This window comes from Sanguibacter inulinus (assembly GCF_013415325.1).
In the GTDB taxonomy this organism is placed as follows: domain Bacteria; phylum Actinomycetota; class Actinomycetes; order Actinomycetales; family Cellulomonadaceae; genus Sanguibacter; species Sanguibacter inulinus.
Window position 1 is genome coordinate 48,691 of sequence record NZ_JACBYE010000024.1, and the last position, 13,450, is coordinate 62,140.

The 13,450-nt window shown below is 70.7% G+C and carries 16 protein-coding genes; 6 read left to right on the forward strand and 10 right to left on the reverse strand.

The window, feature by feature from the left end; genetic code table 11:
- The first annotated feature begins 56 nt into the window (after positions 1 to 56).
- Complete coding sequence (locus HZZ10_RS10945) at positions 57 to 458, forward strand: hypothetical protein (RefSeq protein ID WP_179913533.1); 402 nt, start codon at positions 57 to 59, stop codon at positions 456 to 458.
- A 175-nt stretch (positions 459 to 633) separates the two neighbouring features.
- Positions 634 to 825, forward strand: coding sequence for a hypothetical protein (locus HZZ10_RS10950; RefSeq protein WP_179913534.1), 192 nt, complete (start codon positions 634 to 636; stop codon positions 823 to 825).
- A 49-nt stretch (positions 826 to 874) separates the two neighbouring features.
- Here the strand turns inward: HZZ10_RS10950 and HZZ10_RS10955 are convergent, their stop codons facing one another.
- Genes HZZ10_RS10955 through HZZ10_RS10970 form a run of 4 tightly spaced genes read right to left on the reverse strand, consistent with a single transcriptional unit; the run spans position 875 to position 6,040 of the window.
- Positions 875 to 2,554 (reverse strand): ABC transporter ATP-binding protein, encoded by a 1,680-nt coding sequence (locus tag HZZ10_RS10955; protein ID WP_179913535.1) that lies wholly within the window; start codon positions 2,552 to 2,554, stop codon positions 875 to 877.
- Positions 2,551 to 3,531 carry an ABC transporter permease gene (locus HZZ10_RS10960; protein WP_218928668.1) on the reverse strand — a complete coding sequence of 327 codons (981 nt, stop codon included), beginning with the start codon at positions 3,529 to 3,531 and terminating at the stop codon, positions 2,551 to 2,553. Before HZZ10_RS10960 ends, HZZ10_RS10955 begins: the two co-directional genes overlap by 4 nt.
- The gene (locus HZZ10_RS10965; RefSeq protein WP_179913536.1) at positions 3,528 to 4,493 is read right to left on the reverse strand and encodes an ABC transporter permease; all 966 of its coding nucleotides are present in this window, start codon (positions 4,491 to 4,493) and stop codon (positions 3,528 to 3,530) included. The genes HZZ10_RS10960 and HZZ10_RS10965 overlap by 4 nt, the downstream gene beginning before the upstream one ends.
- A 14-nt stretch (positions 4,494 to 4,507) precedes the next feature.
- On the reverse strand, positions 4,508 to 6,040 hold the full coding sequence (locus HZZ10_RS10970) for an ABC transporter substrate-binding protein (protein WP_179913537.1): 1,533 nt from the start codon (positions 6,038 to 6,040) through the stop codon (positions 4,508 to 4,510).
- A gap of 131 nt (positions 6,041 to 6,171) precedes the next feature.
- Between HZZ10_RS10970 and HZZ10_RS10975 the strand changes: the two genes are divergently transcribed.
- Positions 6,172 to 6,825: a DUF1028 domain-containing protein gene (locus HZZ10_RS10975; protein ID WP_179913538.1), complete on the forward strand. Its 654-nt coding sequence runs from the start codon at positions 6,172 to 6,174 to the stop codon at positions 6,823 to 6,825.
- Between the two features lie 120 nt (positions 6,826 to 6,945).
- On the opposite strand, the gene HZZ10_RS10980 is transcribed toward HZZ10_RS10975, so the two are convergent.
- Positions 6,946 to 7,560 (reverse strand): helix-turn-helix domain-containing protein, encoded by a 615-nt coding sequence (locus HZZ10_RS10980; RefSeq protein WP_056132320.1) that lies wholly within the window; start codon positions 7,558 to 7,560, stop codon positions 6,946 to 6,948.
- A gap of 49 nt (positions 7,561 to 7,609) precedes the next feature.
- On the opposite strand from HZZ10_RS10980, the gene HZZ10_RS10985 reads away from it, so the two are divergent.
- Positions 7,610 to 7,861 (forward strand): hypothetical protein, encoded by a 252-nt coding sequence (locus HZZ10_RS10985; protein WP_056132323.1) that lies wholly within the window; start codon positions 7,610 to 7,612, stop codon positions 7,859 to 7,861.
- 87 nt (positions 7,862 to 7,948) lie between these two features.
- Here HZZ10_RS10985 and HZZ10_RS10990 read toward each other — a convergent pair whose 3' ends face one another.
- The 5 genes from HZZ10_RS10990 to HZZ10_RS11010 form a co-directional block, all read right to left on the reverse strand.
- Entirely contained in the window at positions 7,949 to 8,815 is an 867-nt protein-coding gene (locus tag HZZ10_RS10990) for a hypothetical protein (RefSeq protein ID WP_056132326.1), read from the reverse strand.
- A gap of 36 nt (positions 8,816 to 8,851) precedes the next feature.
- Positions 8,852 to 9,139 carry a DUF427 domain-containing protein gene (locus tag HZZ10_RS10995; RefSeq protein ID WP_056132329.1) on the reverse strand — a complete coding sequence of 96 codons (288 nt, stop codon included), beginning with the start codon at positions 9,137 to 9,139 and terminating at the stop codon, positions 8,852 to 8,854.
- A gap of 70 nt (positions 9,140 to 9,209) precedes the next feature.
- Positions 9,210 to 9,695 (reverse strand): hypothetical protein, encoded by a 486-nt coding sequence (locus tag HZZ10_RS11000; RefSeq protein ID WP_179913539.1) that lies wholly within the window; start codon positions 9,693 to 9,695, stop codon positions 9,210 to 9,212.
- A gap of 10 nt (positions 9,696 to 9,705) precedes the next feature.
- Positions 9,706 to 10,566, reverse strand: a complete 861-nt coding sequence (locus HZZ10_RS11005; RefSeq protein WP_179913540.1) for a dihydrofolate reductase family protein — start codon at positions 10,564 to 10,566, stop codon at positions 9,706 to 9,708.
- The gene (locus tag HZZ10_RS11010) at positions 10,559 to 11,107 is read right to left on the reverse strand and encodes a SufE family protein (protein WP_179913541.1); all 549 of its coding nucleotides are present in this window, start codon (positions 11,105 to 11,107) and stop codon (positions 10,559 to 10,561) included. Before HZZ10_RS11010 ends, HZZ10_RS11005 begins: the two co-directional genes overlap by 8 nt.
- Positions 11,108 to 11,224: 117 nt before the next feature.
- Between HZZ10_RS11010 and zapE the strand changes: the two genes are divergently transcribed.
- Both zapE and HZZ10_RS11020 read left to right on the forward strand, forming a co-directional pair.
- Complete coding sequence (gene zapE, locus HZZ10_RS11015) at positions 11,225 to 12,256, forward strand: cell division protein ZapE (RefSeq protein WP_308507555.1); 1,032 nt, start codon at positions 11,225 to 11,227, stop codon at positions 12,254 to 12,256.
- 114 nt (positions 12,257 to 12,370) lie between these two features.
- Positions 12,371 to 13,420: a zinc-dependent alcohol dehydrogenase family protein gene (locus tag HZZ10_RS11020; protein WP_179913542.1), complete on the forward strand. Its 1,050-nt coding sequence runs from the start codon at positions 12,371 to 12,373 to the stop codon at positions 13,418 to 13,420.
- Positions 13,421 to 13,450: the final 30 nt, after the last annotated feature.

Here is a 13,450-nt window from a genome sequence, read left to right on the forward strand (position 1 = left end):
CGGGGCGCTCTCCTTCGTCTGGGTGGGCGTTCCCGAAGGGGCACTAGTCTCGGGTCGTGACCTTCAACGCTGACCCCGCGAGATGGGCTCCCGCTCGCCGGACGCCGCACCCGGACGACGTGATCGTGACGACCTTCGAGGCGGTGCTGCGCGTCCTCGTCGGAGCGACTGCCGCGATCGTCGCGGTGCCCCTGACGCTGTACGTCCTGCTCAGCCTCACGCTCGATCTCCAGAGCTGCGAAGACGTCCCGGACCAGCTGGCTTGCGGGTCGTACTCCCAAGAACTCGTCACGGGTCTGTGCATCGTCGCGGGCGGTCTGCTCGCGGTCGGTGGCCTCGGTCTGGCTGTCCTGTGCAAGCGGCTCGACGCGGGACGGTGGTGGGGTGGCTTCATCGCCCTGGTGGTCGTGTACGGCGGACTGGTCTACGCGGCGTACCTTCTCGTCTCGCGGTCGTGAGACGACCCCGGAGGCACCTGCTTGGAGGGCAGCCTCGACCGCCGACGCGGTCCTGCAAGAGGCGGTATCTGCGGTGGTTCACGTCAGCGGAGCCACGGTCACGGGCTGGGCGGACGTTCCCCGAGGATCTAGGGTCGGACGAGACGAGTGAAGACCGAACGACGAGAGGGACGACATGAGCGGGACACCTGCAGACGACATGGCAGAGGCCGTGGCAGCCGGACGGAACGAGCCGGTCAAGCTCGCCGTCGACACCCGGAAGACCGAGGACGAGCAGGTCGACGACCTCGTGGCCGAGCTGACTGCTCTCGGGATGAACCCGGACCGCGAGGCGCTCCGCACGGTGGTCCGCAAGCGCTCGTCGTAGAGCGCCGGGCCGCCAGGGCGAGCAGCACGGCCCTGGCATGTCGGGCCTGCTACCGCACCGGCCGCTCCGGTGGGACCGCCGCGAGCAGCGCCCGGGTGTACTCCTCGGCAGGCTCGGTGAAGAGCCTCCCCGCTGGCGCCTGCTCGACAGCCTTCCCGTGCTGCATCACGAGCACGTCGTGGCTCATCTCCTGGACGATCGCGAGGTCGTGGGCGATGAACACGTAGGTCAGCCTGAGCTCGACCTGGAGCCGTCGGAGCAGCTCGAGGACCCGCGCCTGGATCGACACGTCGAGCGACGCCGTCGCCTCGTCCAAGATGATCACGTCGGGTTCGAGGGCGAGCGCCCGGGCGATCGAGATGCGCTGCCGCTGACCGCCGGAGAGCTCGTGGGGGTAGCGGGTCGCGAAGTCGGCGGGCAGGTCGACGAGGTCGAGCAGCTCCGCGATCCGCCCGGCCCTCGTCCCGGTGGACGGCAGGCCGTGGACGCGCAGCGGTTCGTCGATCGAGTCGCCGACGCGCATGCGCGGGTCGAGGGATGAGAACGGGTCCTGGAACACCATGGCGAGCCGGCGCCGTAGGCTGCGGTCGGCGCGGAGCAGGTCGGCTCCACCGAGCGTCGCGGTCCCGGACTCTGGGGCGACCAGCCCGGTGAGGGCGTTGGCGATGGTCGACTTGCCCGACCCGGACTCTCCGACGATCCCGAGGGTCCGTCCGCGCTGCACGTCGAAGGACACCCCATCGACCGCGTGCACCACCGTCTTGCCCACGGGCGTCTGCACGGGGAACTTCACGTCGAGGTCCCGCACGGAGAGCAGCACCTCGCCCTCGGGTGCCGGGGGAGCGACCTTGCCGAGGCGCGGCCGTGCTTCGAGCAGCTTCTGCGTGTACGGGTGCTGCGGTGAGTCGAGCAGGTCGAGGACCGGGCGGTGCTCGACGGCCTCGCCGTCGCGCAGCACGAGGACGTCGTCCGCGACCTGACCGACGACCCCGAGGTCGTGGCTGATCCACACGACGGCGGTGCCGCTGTCGTGCTGGAGCTGCTGGACCAGGCTGATGATCTGCGCCTGGGTGGTGACGTCGAGCGCTGTGGTCGGCTCGTCGGCGACGAGCAGCACGGGGTCGCAGGCCAGGGCGATCGCGATCATCACGCGCTGACGCTGCCCGCCGGACAGCTGATGCGGGTAGGAGTCGAGGCGGCGCTCGGGGTCGGGCAGGCCGACGGCCTCGAGCAGCTCGAGGGCGCGCACGCGTGCCTGGCGACGGGACAGCTTGCGGTGCGTCTCGAGCGTCTCGGTGATCTGCCGCTCGAGGGTGAGCAACGGGTGCAGCGAGGTGCTGGGGTCCTGGAACACGAAGCCGATCGCGTCGCCGTGCACGCGGCGCAGCGCCTTGGGGGAGGCGCCGACGAGCTGGATCCCGGAGACGGAACCCTTGGCGGTGCCGCGACCGGAGGTTCGCGGCCCTACGCTGCCACCAGCACCAGCACCAGCACCAGCACCAGCACCAGCACCAGCACCGACCCGCAGCAGACTGCTGCCGGTGACCCGCGCACCCGGGGCGTCGAGCAGCCCGGTCGCGGCGAGCACCGAGAGCGACTTGCCGGAACCCGACTCGCCGACGATCCCGAGGGTTCCGCCGGGCTCCACGTCGAAGCTCAGGCCGTGGACGATCTCGCGTCGGCCGATCGACACTGTCAGGTCCGTGACGGACAGGACGGGGGTGCTCATCGCATCCTCCTCTGCTCGGCGAGCGTGCGCTGCTTGGGGTCGAGGACGTCGCGCAGGCCGTCGCCGAGGAGGTTGCAGGCCAGCACGGTGACGAAGATCGCGGCGCCGGGGAAGATGCTCATCCACCAGGCCTGGCTGATGAAGCCCTGAGCGTTGAAGAGCATGCCGCCCCAGCTCGGGTCGGGTGGTTGGATGCCGAGCCCGAGGAAGGACAGCGCGGCCTCGGAGAGGATCGCGAAGGCCAGGGACAGTGACGTCTGCACGACGATCGGCCCGGTGATGTTGGGCAGCACGTGCCGGACGAGGATCGTGCGGGCCGGGGTTCCCATGGTCTGGGAGACCTGGACGTAGGGCTCGACGCGCACCGACAGCGTCGAGGCCCGGGCGACGCGGGCGAAGATCGGGGTGTAGACGATGCCGATCGCGAGCATGGTCGTCAGCTCGCCGGGCTCGAGGATCGCGACGATGGCGAGCGCGAGCAGCAGCACGGGGAAGGCGAACATCACGTCGACGACGCGCATGAGCACGGTGTCGAGGATCCCGCCCGTGTACCCGGAGACGATGCCGACGGGCACCCCGACCACGAAGGCGAAGGCGACCGAGACGAGCGCGATCCGCAGGCTCGTCCCGCCGGCGATGAGCACGCGCGAGAAGATGTCGCGGCCGAGGTCGTCGGTGCCGAACCAGTGCGTGCCGCTGGGGCCCTGCAGGGCGTCGACGACGTTGACGTCGTTGATGCCGTAGGGCGCGACCCACGGTGCGAGCACCGAGACGAGGACGATCACGGCGAGCGCGATGCCGCTGATCAGCGTCACCGGGTTGCCGGCGAGCAGCCGCCAGGCGGCCACACGACCGGAGTCGTCTGCCGGGCCGGCGGAGGCGGGACTCTTCTCGGGCGGGATGCTGGCCGCCGCCGGAGGCACCGGTGTCGTGCCGTGTGCGCTGGGGGCGCTCTCGTGTCCTGTGGTGTCACTCATGCGAGACGGATCCTCGGGTCGACGACGGCGTAGAGCACGTCCACGATCAGGTTGACGATCAGGAACATGACGGCGATGAGCAGGACCGAGCCCTGGATCATCGGGTAGTCGCGGGCAGAGACCGAGTCGAAGACGAGCCGGCCGAGCCCGGGCCAGGCGAAGACGACCTCGACGACGATCACGCCGCCGAGGATCGTCGCGAGCTGGATGCCGGCGATGGTGAGCACGGGGACGAGCGCACCGCGGACGATGTGCCGTCCGGTGACGACGGAGGGGGCGAGGCCCTTGGAGCGTGCGGTCCGCACGTAGCCGGCCGAGGCCACGTCGAGCACGGCCGAGCGGATGTACCGGGTCATGATCGCCCCGGCGACGAGCCCGACGGTCAGGCCCGGCAGGGCGACGCGTCGCAGCCACTCGAGCGGGTCGTCGGCGAGGGCCGTGTACCCGCTCGGCGGCAGCCAGCCGAGGGTGGTCGAGAACAGCCCGATGAGCAGCAGGCCGAGCCAGAAGTCGGGGATGCTGACCCCGGCCTGGCTGCCCAGGCGGACGATGGCGTCCGAGGCTCGGCCCTCGCGCAGGGCCGACCAGATGCCAGCCGGGACGGCGATGAGCAGCGCGATGACGATGCCCGCAGCTGCGAGGGAGAGCGTCGCGGGGAGCCGCTCGAGGAGCAGCTGGCTGACCGGCTGCCCGTTGCGGAAGCTCACCCCGAGGTCACCGGTCAGCGCTCCGCCGACGTAGGAGAAGAACTGCTCCACGAGCGGCCTGTCGAGGCCCGACGCCGCGTTGAGCGCGTCGTAGGCCTCCTGGGTGTACCGGGTGCCGAGCGCGAGGCGCACAGGGTCGCCGGGCACCAGCTGCACGATCGCGAAGACCACGACCAGCACGCCGAGCAGGACGACCGCGGAGGAGAGTACCCGCCGGCCGAGGAACCGGGCTGTCGAGCCGAGAGACATCCTCATACGGTCCTCACCCCCTACTCGGTGAGCGAGGTGTCGCGGAAGCGGATGGCCGCGTCGGAACGGACCGCATAACCCTCGACCTTGGGGCTCCACGCCTGGATGACCGACGGGTTGTAGAGGTAGATGTAGCTGGCCTCGTCCGCGATGATCGTCGCCGCCTGCGCGTAGAGGTCCTTGCGGGTCGCCTCGTCGGTCTCGGTGCGGCCGGCGTCGAGCAGCTCGTCGACCTGCGGGTTGGAGTACCCCTGCGCGTTGCTGCCACCTGTGCTGTGGTGCTGGGCGTAGTAGAAGTCGTCAGGGTCGATGTTGCCGAGCCAGCCCATCATCAGCAGGTCGAAGTTCCCGGAGTTCTGCTCGTCGAGCCAGGTCGAGAAGTCGGGCTGGCGGATCTGCACGTCGATGCCGAGAGGCTCGAGGTTGGAGGCGATGATCTGCGCGGCCGTGACGGTCTCGGGGTAGTCGCTCGTGGCGAGGAAGTCGAGGGTCCCGCCGGTGAAGCCTGCCTCGTCGAGGAGCTGCTTCGCCTTGTCGAGGTCTGTGCTGTACGTGTCGTACCCGGTGAACCAGACGCTGTCCTCAGGGATCGCGAGCTGGTTCTCCTGCGCGGTGCCGTAGCTCGTCGCCTGGACGATGGCGTCGCGGTCGATCGCGTAGGCGATGGCCTGACGGACCCGGACGTCGTCCCACGGGGCCTTGTTCTCGTTGAGCGCGAGGTACCAGTAGTCGCTCGACGGGCTGGTCTCGAGTGTCAGATCTTCGTTCTCCTGAAGCTCGGCGACCTGCTGGTCGGGCACGACGTCGGTCCAGTCGACCTCACCGCTGCGCAGCGCCGCGAGGGCTGTCGCCGGCTCGGAGATGAAGCTGAAGGTCACGCCGCCCAGGGCCGGTGCGCCGCCCCAGTAGTCGGCGTTTGCCGTGAGGGTGATGCTGTCGCCGCTGACCACGGAGTCGACCTTGAAGGGGCCCGTGCCGATGGGCTTGGTCTGGATGTCGCCCGAGGTGACGTTCTCCTCGCTGACGATCGCCATGCCCTTGAAGCCGCCGAGGTTCGACAGCAGGTTCGGGGTGGGCTGGGCCACGGTGATCGTGACGGTGTCCTCGTCGACGGCGACGACGTCGGTGACGGCCGCGAACTTCCAGGCGTTGGCGAGCTCTTCGTCGACGATGCGGTCGTAGGAGTACACGACGTCCTCGGCTGTGAACGCGCTGCCGTCGTGGAAGGTGACACCGTCGCGCAGCTCGAAGGTCCAGGTGAGCTGGTCGTCGCTGACGGTCCAGCTCTCCGCGAGGGCGGGCTGCATCTCGAGGTTCTCGTCGGGCTCGACGAGGGTGTCGAAGACGTTCTCGAGGACCTGGAAGCTGAAGTAGGAGCTCGTGCGGTGCGGGTCGAGCTGGTCGGGCTCCCCGCCGATCGCTGCGCGCAGGACCGCGCCCTGGGCTGGCGTGCCGGAGCCGCCGCCGAGGTCGACGCTCTCTCCCGAGGAGCAGCTGGTGAGGATCAGTGCGCCCGCCGCGGCTGTCGCCAGGGCTGCAGATCGTGCTCGCATCGCGGTCTCCGTTCGATCATTCTGATGATGATTCGATCAGTATGTGTCACGCTTGTCGGGGGGACAAGCCGCGAAACACGATCGAAACACACCGTCCCGCCGTCCACGGGCCGCTTCTCCAGGGGGATCGATTGACCTTCACACTCATCGCCGTCGACCGTGAGCACGGGCTGCTCGGGGCTGCGACGGCCAGCCGCTCCTTGGCTGTCGGCAACGCTGTCATCGCCGTCGACCCGGCTGTCGGCGCGGTCGCGAGCCAGGCCTGGACCAACCGCAGGCTGCGCTACCAGATGCTCGAGGCCATGGCCGACGGTGCCTCCGCGCAGGAGGCCGTGGACAGGCTGCCCGGCTGGGACGCCGAACCAGGTCTGCGGCAGGTCGCTGCCCTCGACCTGCAGGGTGGGATCGCGGCCGCCACTGGTGAGAAGACCAGTGGTTGGGCTGGTCACGGCGTCGCCGGGGATCACGCTGTGCTCGGCAACCTGCTCGTCGGGCGGAAGGTCCTCGACGCGATGAGCCGCGCCTTCGCGGCCGGGCTGGGCATCGACGGGATCGACCCGAGGTCGTCGCTCGGCTTCGCCGCACGTCTCCTCGCGGCGCTCGACGCTGGAGACCGTGCCGGGGGCGACTCCCGCGGACGGCAGAGCGCGGCCGTGGTCGCGACCTGCGTGACCGACGAGCGGGAGCACCCCCCGATGCTCGAGGTCGACCTGCGCTCGGACGACCACGAAGAGCCTGTCGGCGAGCTGGTGCGGCTGCTCCGGCTGCAGGTCGAGCGGCGCTGAGCGCGGACGCTCACGCGGCGTGAGAGAGGTCGTACCGGGGTGCGACGGGGGTTGCGGACGTCTCAGCTGTCGGACGGTGACAGCGTGCGAGGGTCGGCTGGTGGGCCGCGTGCGGGACCGTCAGCGCTCCGACGGGGCGACCGCGCCCAGGACCACGGTCTCGCCGTCGTGCCCGTTGGCCCACCAGTGGGGTGTCGAGCACCCGTAGGTCGCGGTGTCGCCGGGCTCGAGGTCGATCTGGCGGTCGCCGTGCGTGATGTGCAGCCGACCGCTGAGCACGGTGACGGTCTCGGTGCCCAGGTGCCGGAACGGCCGCTCGACGTTGGTGAAGGCTGGTGGCAGGGTCGTGCGGATCAGCTGGATCGCCGTCTCACCGCGCGGTGAGAGCAGCTCGCGGACGGCCTGGCCGTCGTCGGGGGTCCCGGGCGCGGGTGGGAGCACGTGCGGACGCCCCGCACGGACCACGACGAGCTCTTCGGCAGGTGGTTCCAGCAGCCGGGTCACGGACACGCCGAGGGCCGAGGCGAGACGCTGGATCGAGTGCAAGGACGGGTTGCCGAGCCCGCGCTCGAGCTGGCTGACGAGCCCGAGGCTCACACCGGCGCGCTGCGCCAGACCCTGGACCGAGAGGTCGAGCTGCTTGCGGGCAGCTTTGACAGTCGCGCCGAGCAGCGCGACGGTGTCACCCTCGTCCGACGCAGCGGTCACCACGGACGTCTCACGCACCTCTGTCATACGAGCAACCCTAGAGGGTCGTGTCGGTGGCTCGTCCTACGGTTCGTGCATGGTCACTCGTGCGCACCTCACCGGACAGGAACTCGACACCACGGCCGACAGCCCGAGCAAGGGCCTCCCGCAGGCGGGCGAGACGGGCCTGGGCGACGAGGCAGGTCGCCTCGCCACGGCCGGTGCGGCCTACGCTGCCGCGCGTGCCGCGCTCGACGCGGCGCTGCCCGCCGGATGGCGGAGCGCTGCTGTCGAGACCCTCCCTGGCGACAGGGTGGCTCAGGCCACGAACCGCTCGACAGCGGCGTGACCCTCGAGCGGGTCGAGACCTTCGAGCCGGTCGAGACCCGCGAGCCGCTCGTCACCCTCGGCGTCCTCGACCTGCTCGAGGATGCTGCTACTCGGTGAGCAGGACCGTGCTCGAACGCCACATCGGGGAGGTCGAGTCTGGCTGCCACACGATGGTCGCCACCTCACCGCTGGTCACTCCCGGGTCTCCGAGGGTGGCGAGCGCGCCCTGCCCCTCGTCCGGGGCGACGGTCACGGGAACTTCGGTGCCCCCGATCACCCCGAAAGCCGACTGCGGAGGCTCGACCAGCACCTCGCCACCGGCGTCGACGACTGTCGCGAAGAGCACCGAGGGAGACGACGACCCGACGTAGGTGGCCGGCTGACGCATGTCGTCAGGCCCGACGGGAGGGTTCTTCCACTCCCAGGCTGTGGGACCTGTGAGGGGGCTGCCCGGGTCGTCGATCACCATGCCGGAGCCCTCGGCCCGTACGACGAAGGCGTCGGCCACGTCCCCCGAGGAGACGGTCACGACCGTGGAGCCGTCGTCGGGGCCAGCCGTGGTGGTGACGGTGCCGTCGAGAGCGGAGGCCGCGTCGACGGGGGAGATCGAGCCGTCGTTCTCCCGTGTCGTGGAGAAACCGGCGGCGTCGACGTACCACTTCTGGGTCTCTGGCGAGAGCAGGGCGAAGGCTGCGGTGTCGTCGCCCGCGGCGATCGTCGCCAGGTAGTCCAGGACGACGGTCTGCGCCTGGGCTTCAGGGGAGTCAGAGGGCGTCGTCGCCGAGGGCTCGGCGGGCTCAGAGCTCGGGCCGCTCGCCGACGGCGAGCCCGGGGTGCTCGGCCCGGCGGTCTCGGTCGACGCCGGTGACGTGGTCCCGGGCGTCTGGGACTCCGAGGCGCACCCACCGAGGAGCACGAGAGCGAGCGCACCTGAGGTGACGACCGGCAGAGAGGACGTGCGGGAGATCTTCATCAGCTCACCGTAACCACAGGTCCGCGCCCTCGCAGGTCAGACCTCGACCACCTCGACGCCCTTCCAGAAGGCCACGTGGTCGCGGATCTTCTCGGCCTCGGGCTTCGGGTCGGTGTACGTCCACGCAGCGTCGCGGTTCTCCTGCCCGTCGACGGTCACCGTGAAGTAGGTCGCGGTGCCCTTCCACGGGCAGACCGTCGTGGTGTCGGTCGACGTGTACAGCTCCCGGACGATCGAGTCCGGCGGGAAGTACTGGTTGCCCTCGACGACCTGGGTCGCGTCAGACTCAGCGATGACTGTGCCGTTCCAGAGTGCGCGGTACATGGTGCCTCTTCTCGTCGGTCGTGCCGGGGGTGGAGCAGTGTCGGACCAGGTCGTGCCGTGCGGCGGGGTGTCAGCCGAGCTCGGAGGTGCCCGAGTACAGGTGCAGCACGGGGACCTGGAGCTCTTCGCGGGCCTTGGAGGCCCAGTCGCGGTGGAAGGTGTCTTCGACGATGTTCGGGTACGTGACGACGACGACCTCGCGGATCCCGCCTCCGGCGACGGCAGACCGCAGGGCGGGCAGCGGGTCCTCCTCGACGAGCGTCCCGGACGCCGTGTAGCCGGCGGCCTCGAACTCGGCGATGCTCGTGGCGAGCTGCTCGCTCGCCTCGGCCGTCGCCTCGGTGCGCGAGGGGACGCCCTCGGTCGCGGTCTCCCACGCCTCCTTGAACTGGCCCGACCCGAGGTGGTTGAAGATCGCCCCGAGCAGGTTCTGCTCGGTGTCCGCGGGGACGAGCACCTGGAAGGCCAGGTCCTCGTCGCCGTAGAGGTTGACGATGTTCTGCACGTCGGTGGTCGCGAGGGTGTCTTCGGTCAGCACGAGGATGGTGTCAGTCACGCACTCGACTCTACCGGTGCGCAGACCCGCTGGCCGGGTGAGCAGGGACGGGATCTGCGCGGAGCGCCCAGCGCGCGAGCAGCGACCCACCAGAGTGCAGGATCTGCACGAGCCGGGCCGGTGCACCGCCCTTGCCGAGGTAGGAGCCCGAGGTGACGATCCGCGGCGCGGGACCGCCGACGACCAGTGGGCTCGTCGTCAGGCACAGCTCGTCGAGGTGATCGCCGTCAGCCAGGTCGCCGAGCAGCGACGGCCCGCCTTCGGCGAGCACCCGGACCAGCCCGCGGTCGGTGAGAGCGTCGAGCGCGGCCTGCAGGTCGACGGAGTCCTCCCCGGTGACGACCACCCTGTCGGCGGGGTACCCGGTGAGTCGTGCGGCTCCGACGGAGGTGGTGAGGACGATCGGCGGCACGGTCCCGGCCGGGTGCTGCGCGACGTCGGTGATCTGCTCGGGCAGGTCGCCGGAGCGCGTGACGATCGCGAGCTCGATCGCCGGTGCGCGCCCTGACGCGGCCCGGAGGTCGGCGAGGCCGTCGGGGACAGACAGCGGTGTGTACCGCTCGGCGCGGACGGTCCCGGCGCCCACGAGCACCACGTCGGCGAGGGCCCGCAGGACCCTGAAGACGCGGTAGTCGGCGTCGCCGTTGATGCCACCGGAGACCCCGCCTGCCCCGGTCGCGGCACCGTCGAGGGTGCTGATCATGTTGGCGCGGACCCAGGTCTGTCGACCGCCTGCGGGGTCAGGGTGCGCGTACAGCGTCGCGAGCTCGATCTCACCCGGGTCGGGCTCGATGCGCCGCGCGGACTCGACAGGACGACCCTCGACGACGAGGACGTCGAGAGTCGGACGTCCGGAGCCGGTGTCAGGCACGCTCAGCGTCGGCGTCAGCGCCGGTGCCGGCGTCTGTGCCGCCGTCGGACGAGCGGTGCTCGCGTGCCGGGGCCACGCCGAGAGCCTCGAGACGCTCGAGCACCTGGCGCTGGACCCGGCCCTGCATCGACGCCATACCCGCTGTGCGCAACGGGCTCACGAGGTCGTGCAGGCCCAGGCGCGTCGGGAGGTCGTGGGGGAGGGCGAGCACCTGCTCGGCGGTGCAGCCTGCGAGCCCCTCGGACAGGACCCCGGCGAACCCGCGCGTGGTCGGCGCCTCCTGGGGCGCCACCACGTGCAGGGTGACGGTGTGGGGGCTCTGGTCCTCCACCTCGACCGCCACGTACACGGGTGACTGGCACTCTACGACCCGCTCCATCGTCGTGAGGTCGGAGGTGTAGCGCTCGGGGACGTCCTCGACGCTCGCGCCCATCTCGACGAGCATCTCGAGGCGCTGGGCCGCGGGCAGGGCGAGGAAGTCTTCGGCCAGCTCGGCGAGGGCGGACGGGAGGGCGACGTCTGCGGGGGGAGGTGTGCTCACCCGTCCAGCCTAGGACGTCTGCGCGGGCGGCGCCGTCTGCGACTGTGCTGCGCACCACGTCGCGAGCCCTCCGTCCGGCCCGTCACACCAGCCGTCTCCCCGGTACCCTCGGAGATCGTGACCGTCACCACCCCCCACCTCAGCGACGTCCGCCCGAGCGTCCCCGCAGACCGGCTCCTGGCAGACCTCGTCCCCCCGCGCCACTTCGCCGACGCGTCCTTCGCGACCTACCGCGCGAACCCCGCCTTCCCCAGCCAGCAGGCCACCGTCGACAGGCTCACAGAGGTCGCCGCGCAGCTGACCGGCAGCAGCGGCGGGTTCTTCAAGCGGCTCAAGGCGCGCAAGACGCCCCCCGCCGTCTACCTCGACGGTGGCTTCGGTGTCGGCAAGACGCACCTGCTCACCTCCCTCGCGCACTCGGTCGGTGCCGGGGCGAGCGCCTACGGCACCTTCGTCGAGTACACCAACCTCGTCGGCGCGCTCGGCTTCGCCAAGACCGTCGAGGCCCTCGCGACCAAGACCCTCGTGTGCATCGACGAGTTCGAGCTGGACGACCCGGGCGACACCGTCCTCATGTCCCGCCTGCTCCGCGAGCTCGCAGACCGCGGCGTCGCGCTCGCGGCCACGTCGAACACGCTCCCCGACTCCCTCGGCGAGGGACGCTTCGCCGCGGAGGACTTCTTGCGTGAGATCCAGGCGCTCTCGGCGCGCTTCGAGGTGATGCGCGTCGACGGCGAGGACTACCGCCAGCGCACCCTCGTCACGAGCGGCACCGCGACCCCTGACGACGCCGTGGAGAGGGCTGTCGACGGGCAGCCCGGAGCGATGCTCGACGACTTCGACGTCCTGCTGACCCACCTCTCTCACGTCCACCCGAGCCGCTACGGCGCGATGCTCGACGGTGTCCAGCTGCTCGGTCTCACAGCGGTGCGCCCGCTCGTGGACCAGTCGCAGGGTCTGCGCTTCGTGGTGCTCGTCGACAGGCTCTACGACCGTGACGTCCCCGTCCTGCTCGGTGGGACCGGCCTCGAAGACCTGTTCAGCGAGCAGATGATCAACGGCGGCTACCGCAAGAAGTACCTGCGTGCGCTCTCACGTCTCGGGTCGCTCGCGCAGGACGGACGGGCCGTCCTCGACGCGGCTGCGTGACGTCGGCGGGCGCGGTGTGACGTTGCCGTCCGAGGCCTCGTTCGGCGTGCCGCCGCACAGGTGGCAGGTCTAGGCTCGGCGAGGCCTTCCACACCTCTCAGAGAGGCTCGAACCATGCGAGCAACCGTCATCCACGGCACCCGTGACGTCCGCCTGGAGACTGTCCCGGACCCCCAGATCCTCCGCCCGACCGACGCGATCGTCCGCGTCGTGGCGTCCTGCGTCTGCGGCTCGGACCTGTGGCAGTACCGCGGCGTCAACCAGGTGACGAAGCCGAGCCGGATCGGTCACGAGTTCGTGGGCGTCGTCGAAGAGGTCGGGCCGCAGGTCACGCAGATCCGTCCTGGGCAGTTCGTCGTCGCGCCCTTCTCGATCTGCGACAACACCTGCGTGCACTGCCGCAACGGCGTCCACACCTCGTGCACCAACCTCGCCTGGTGGGGCTCGACCGACCAGGACGACCTGCCGACCGACGGCGGTCAGGGTGAGTTCGTCCGGGTGCCGATGGCTGACGGCACGCTCGTGGCGACCCCTGAGCACCCCTCCGACGAGCTCCTGCCCAGCGTCCTCGCCCTCGCCGACGTCTTCGGCACGGGTCACCACGCGGCCGTGAGCGCCGGGGTCAAGGTCGGCTCGACCGTCGCGGTCATCGGAGACGGGGCCGTCGGCCTCTCGGCTGTGCTCGCCGCGCAGCGGCTCGGCGCCGGGCGCATCATCGCCATGTCGCGCCACGAGTCGCGCCAGGTCGTGGCCCGCGAGTTCGGTGCGACCGACATCATCGCGGCTCGTGGGGCCGACGGTGTCGCCGAGCTCATGGAGCTGACCGACGGCGTCGGTGTCGACTGCGCGCTCGAGTGCGTCGGCACCAAGGAGTCGATGCAGCAGGCCCTCGACTCCGCCCGCCCCGGCGGGAAGGTCGGCTTCGTCGGTGTCCCCGCGGGCGGTCCCGAGCTCCCCGTGCGCCAGATGTTCTCCTCGAACGTCGGCGTCAACGGCGGCGTGGCCCCGGTGCGCGGCTACATCCCCGAGCTCATGGCCGACGTCTACGCGGGGACCGTCAACCCGGGCCGCGTCTTCGACCTCACGGTCCCGCTCGCCGAGGTCGCCGAGGCCTACGCCGCGATGGACGAGCGCCGCGCGATCAAGTCGATGCTCCTGCCCTGAGCCCCCTGAGCCCCCTGAGCCCCCTGACTG

Bases quoted from the DNA above. Each gene is read 5' to 3' on its own strand.
- HZZ10_RS10950 (WP_179913534.1), top strand. From the start codon at position 634: ATGAGCGGGACACCTGCAGACGACATGGCAGAGGCCGTGGCAGCCGGA.
- HZZ10_RS11020 (WP_179913542.1), top strand. From the start codon at position 12,371: ATGCGAGCAACCGTCATCCACGGCACCCGTGACGTCCGCCTGGAGACT.
- HZZ10_RS10980 (WP_056132320.1), bottom strand. From the start codon at position 7,560: ATGACAGAGGTGCGTGAGACGTCCGTGGTGACCGCTGCGTCGGACGAG.
- HZZ10_RS10985 (WP_056132323.1), top strand. From the start codon at position 7,610: ATGGTCACTCGTGCGCACCTCACCGGACAGGAACTCGACACCACGGCC.
- HZZ10_RS10955 (WP_179913535.1), bottom strand. From the start codon at position 2,554: ATGAGCACCCCCGTCCTGTCCGTCACGGACCTGACAGTGTCGATCGGC.
- HZZ10_RS10995 (WP_056132329.1), bottom strand. From the start codon at position 9,139: ATGTACCGCGCACTCTGGAACGGCACAGTCATCGCTGAGTCTGACGCG.
- HZZ10_RS10990 (WP_056132326.1), bottom strand. From the start codon at position 8,815: ATGAAGATCTCCCGCACGTCCTCTCTGCCGGTCGTCACCTCAGGTGCG.
- HZZ10_RS10960 (WP_218928668.1), bottom strand. From the start codon at position 3,531: ATGAGTGACACCACAGGACACGAGAGCGCCCCCAGCGCACACGGCACG.
- HZZ10_RS10970 (WP_179913537.1), bottom strand. From the start codon at position 6,040: ATGCGAGCACGATCTGCAGCCCTGGCGACAGCCGCGGCGGGCGCACTG.
- HZZ10_RS10965 (WP_179913536.1), bottom strand. From the start codon at position 4,493: ATGAGGATGTCTCTCGGCTCGACAGCCCGGTTCCTCGGCCGGCGGGTA.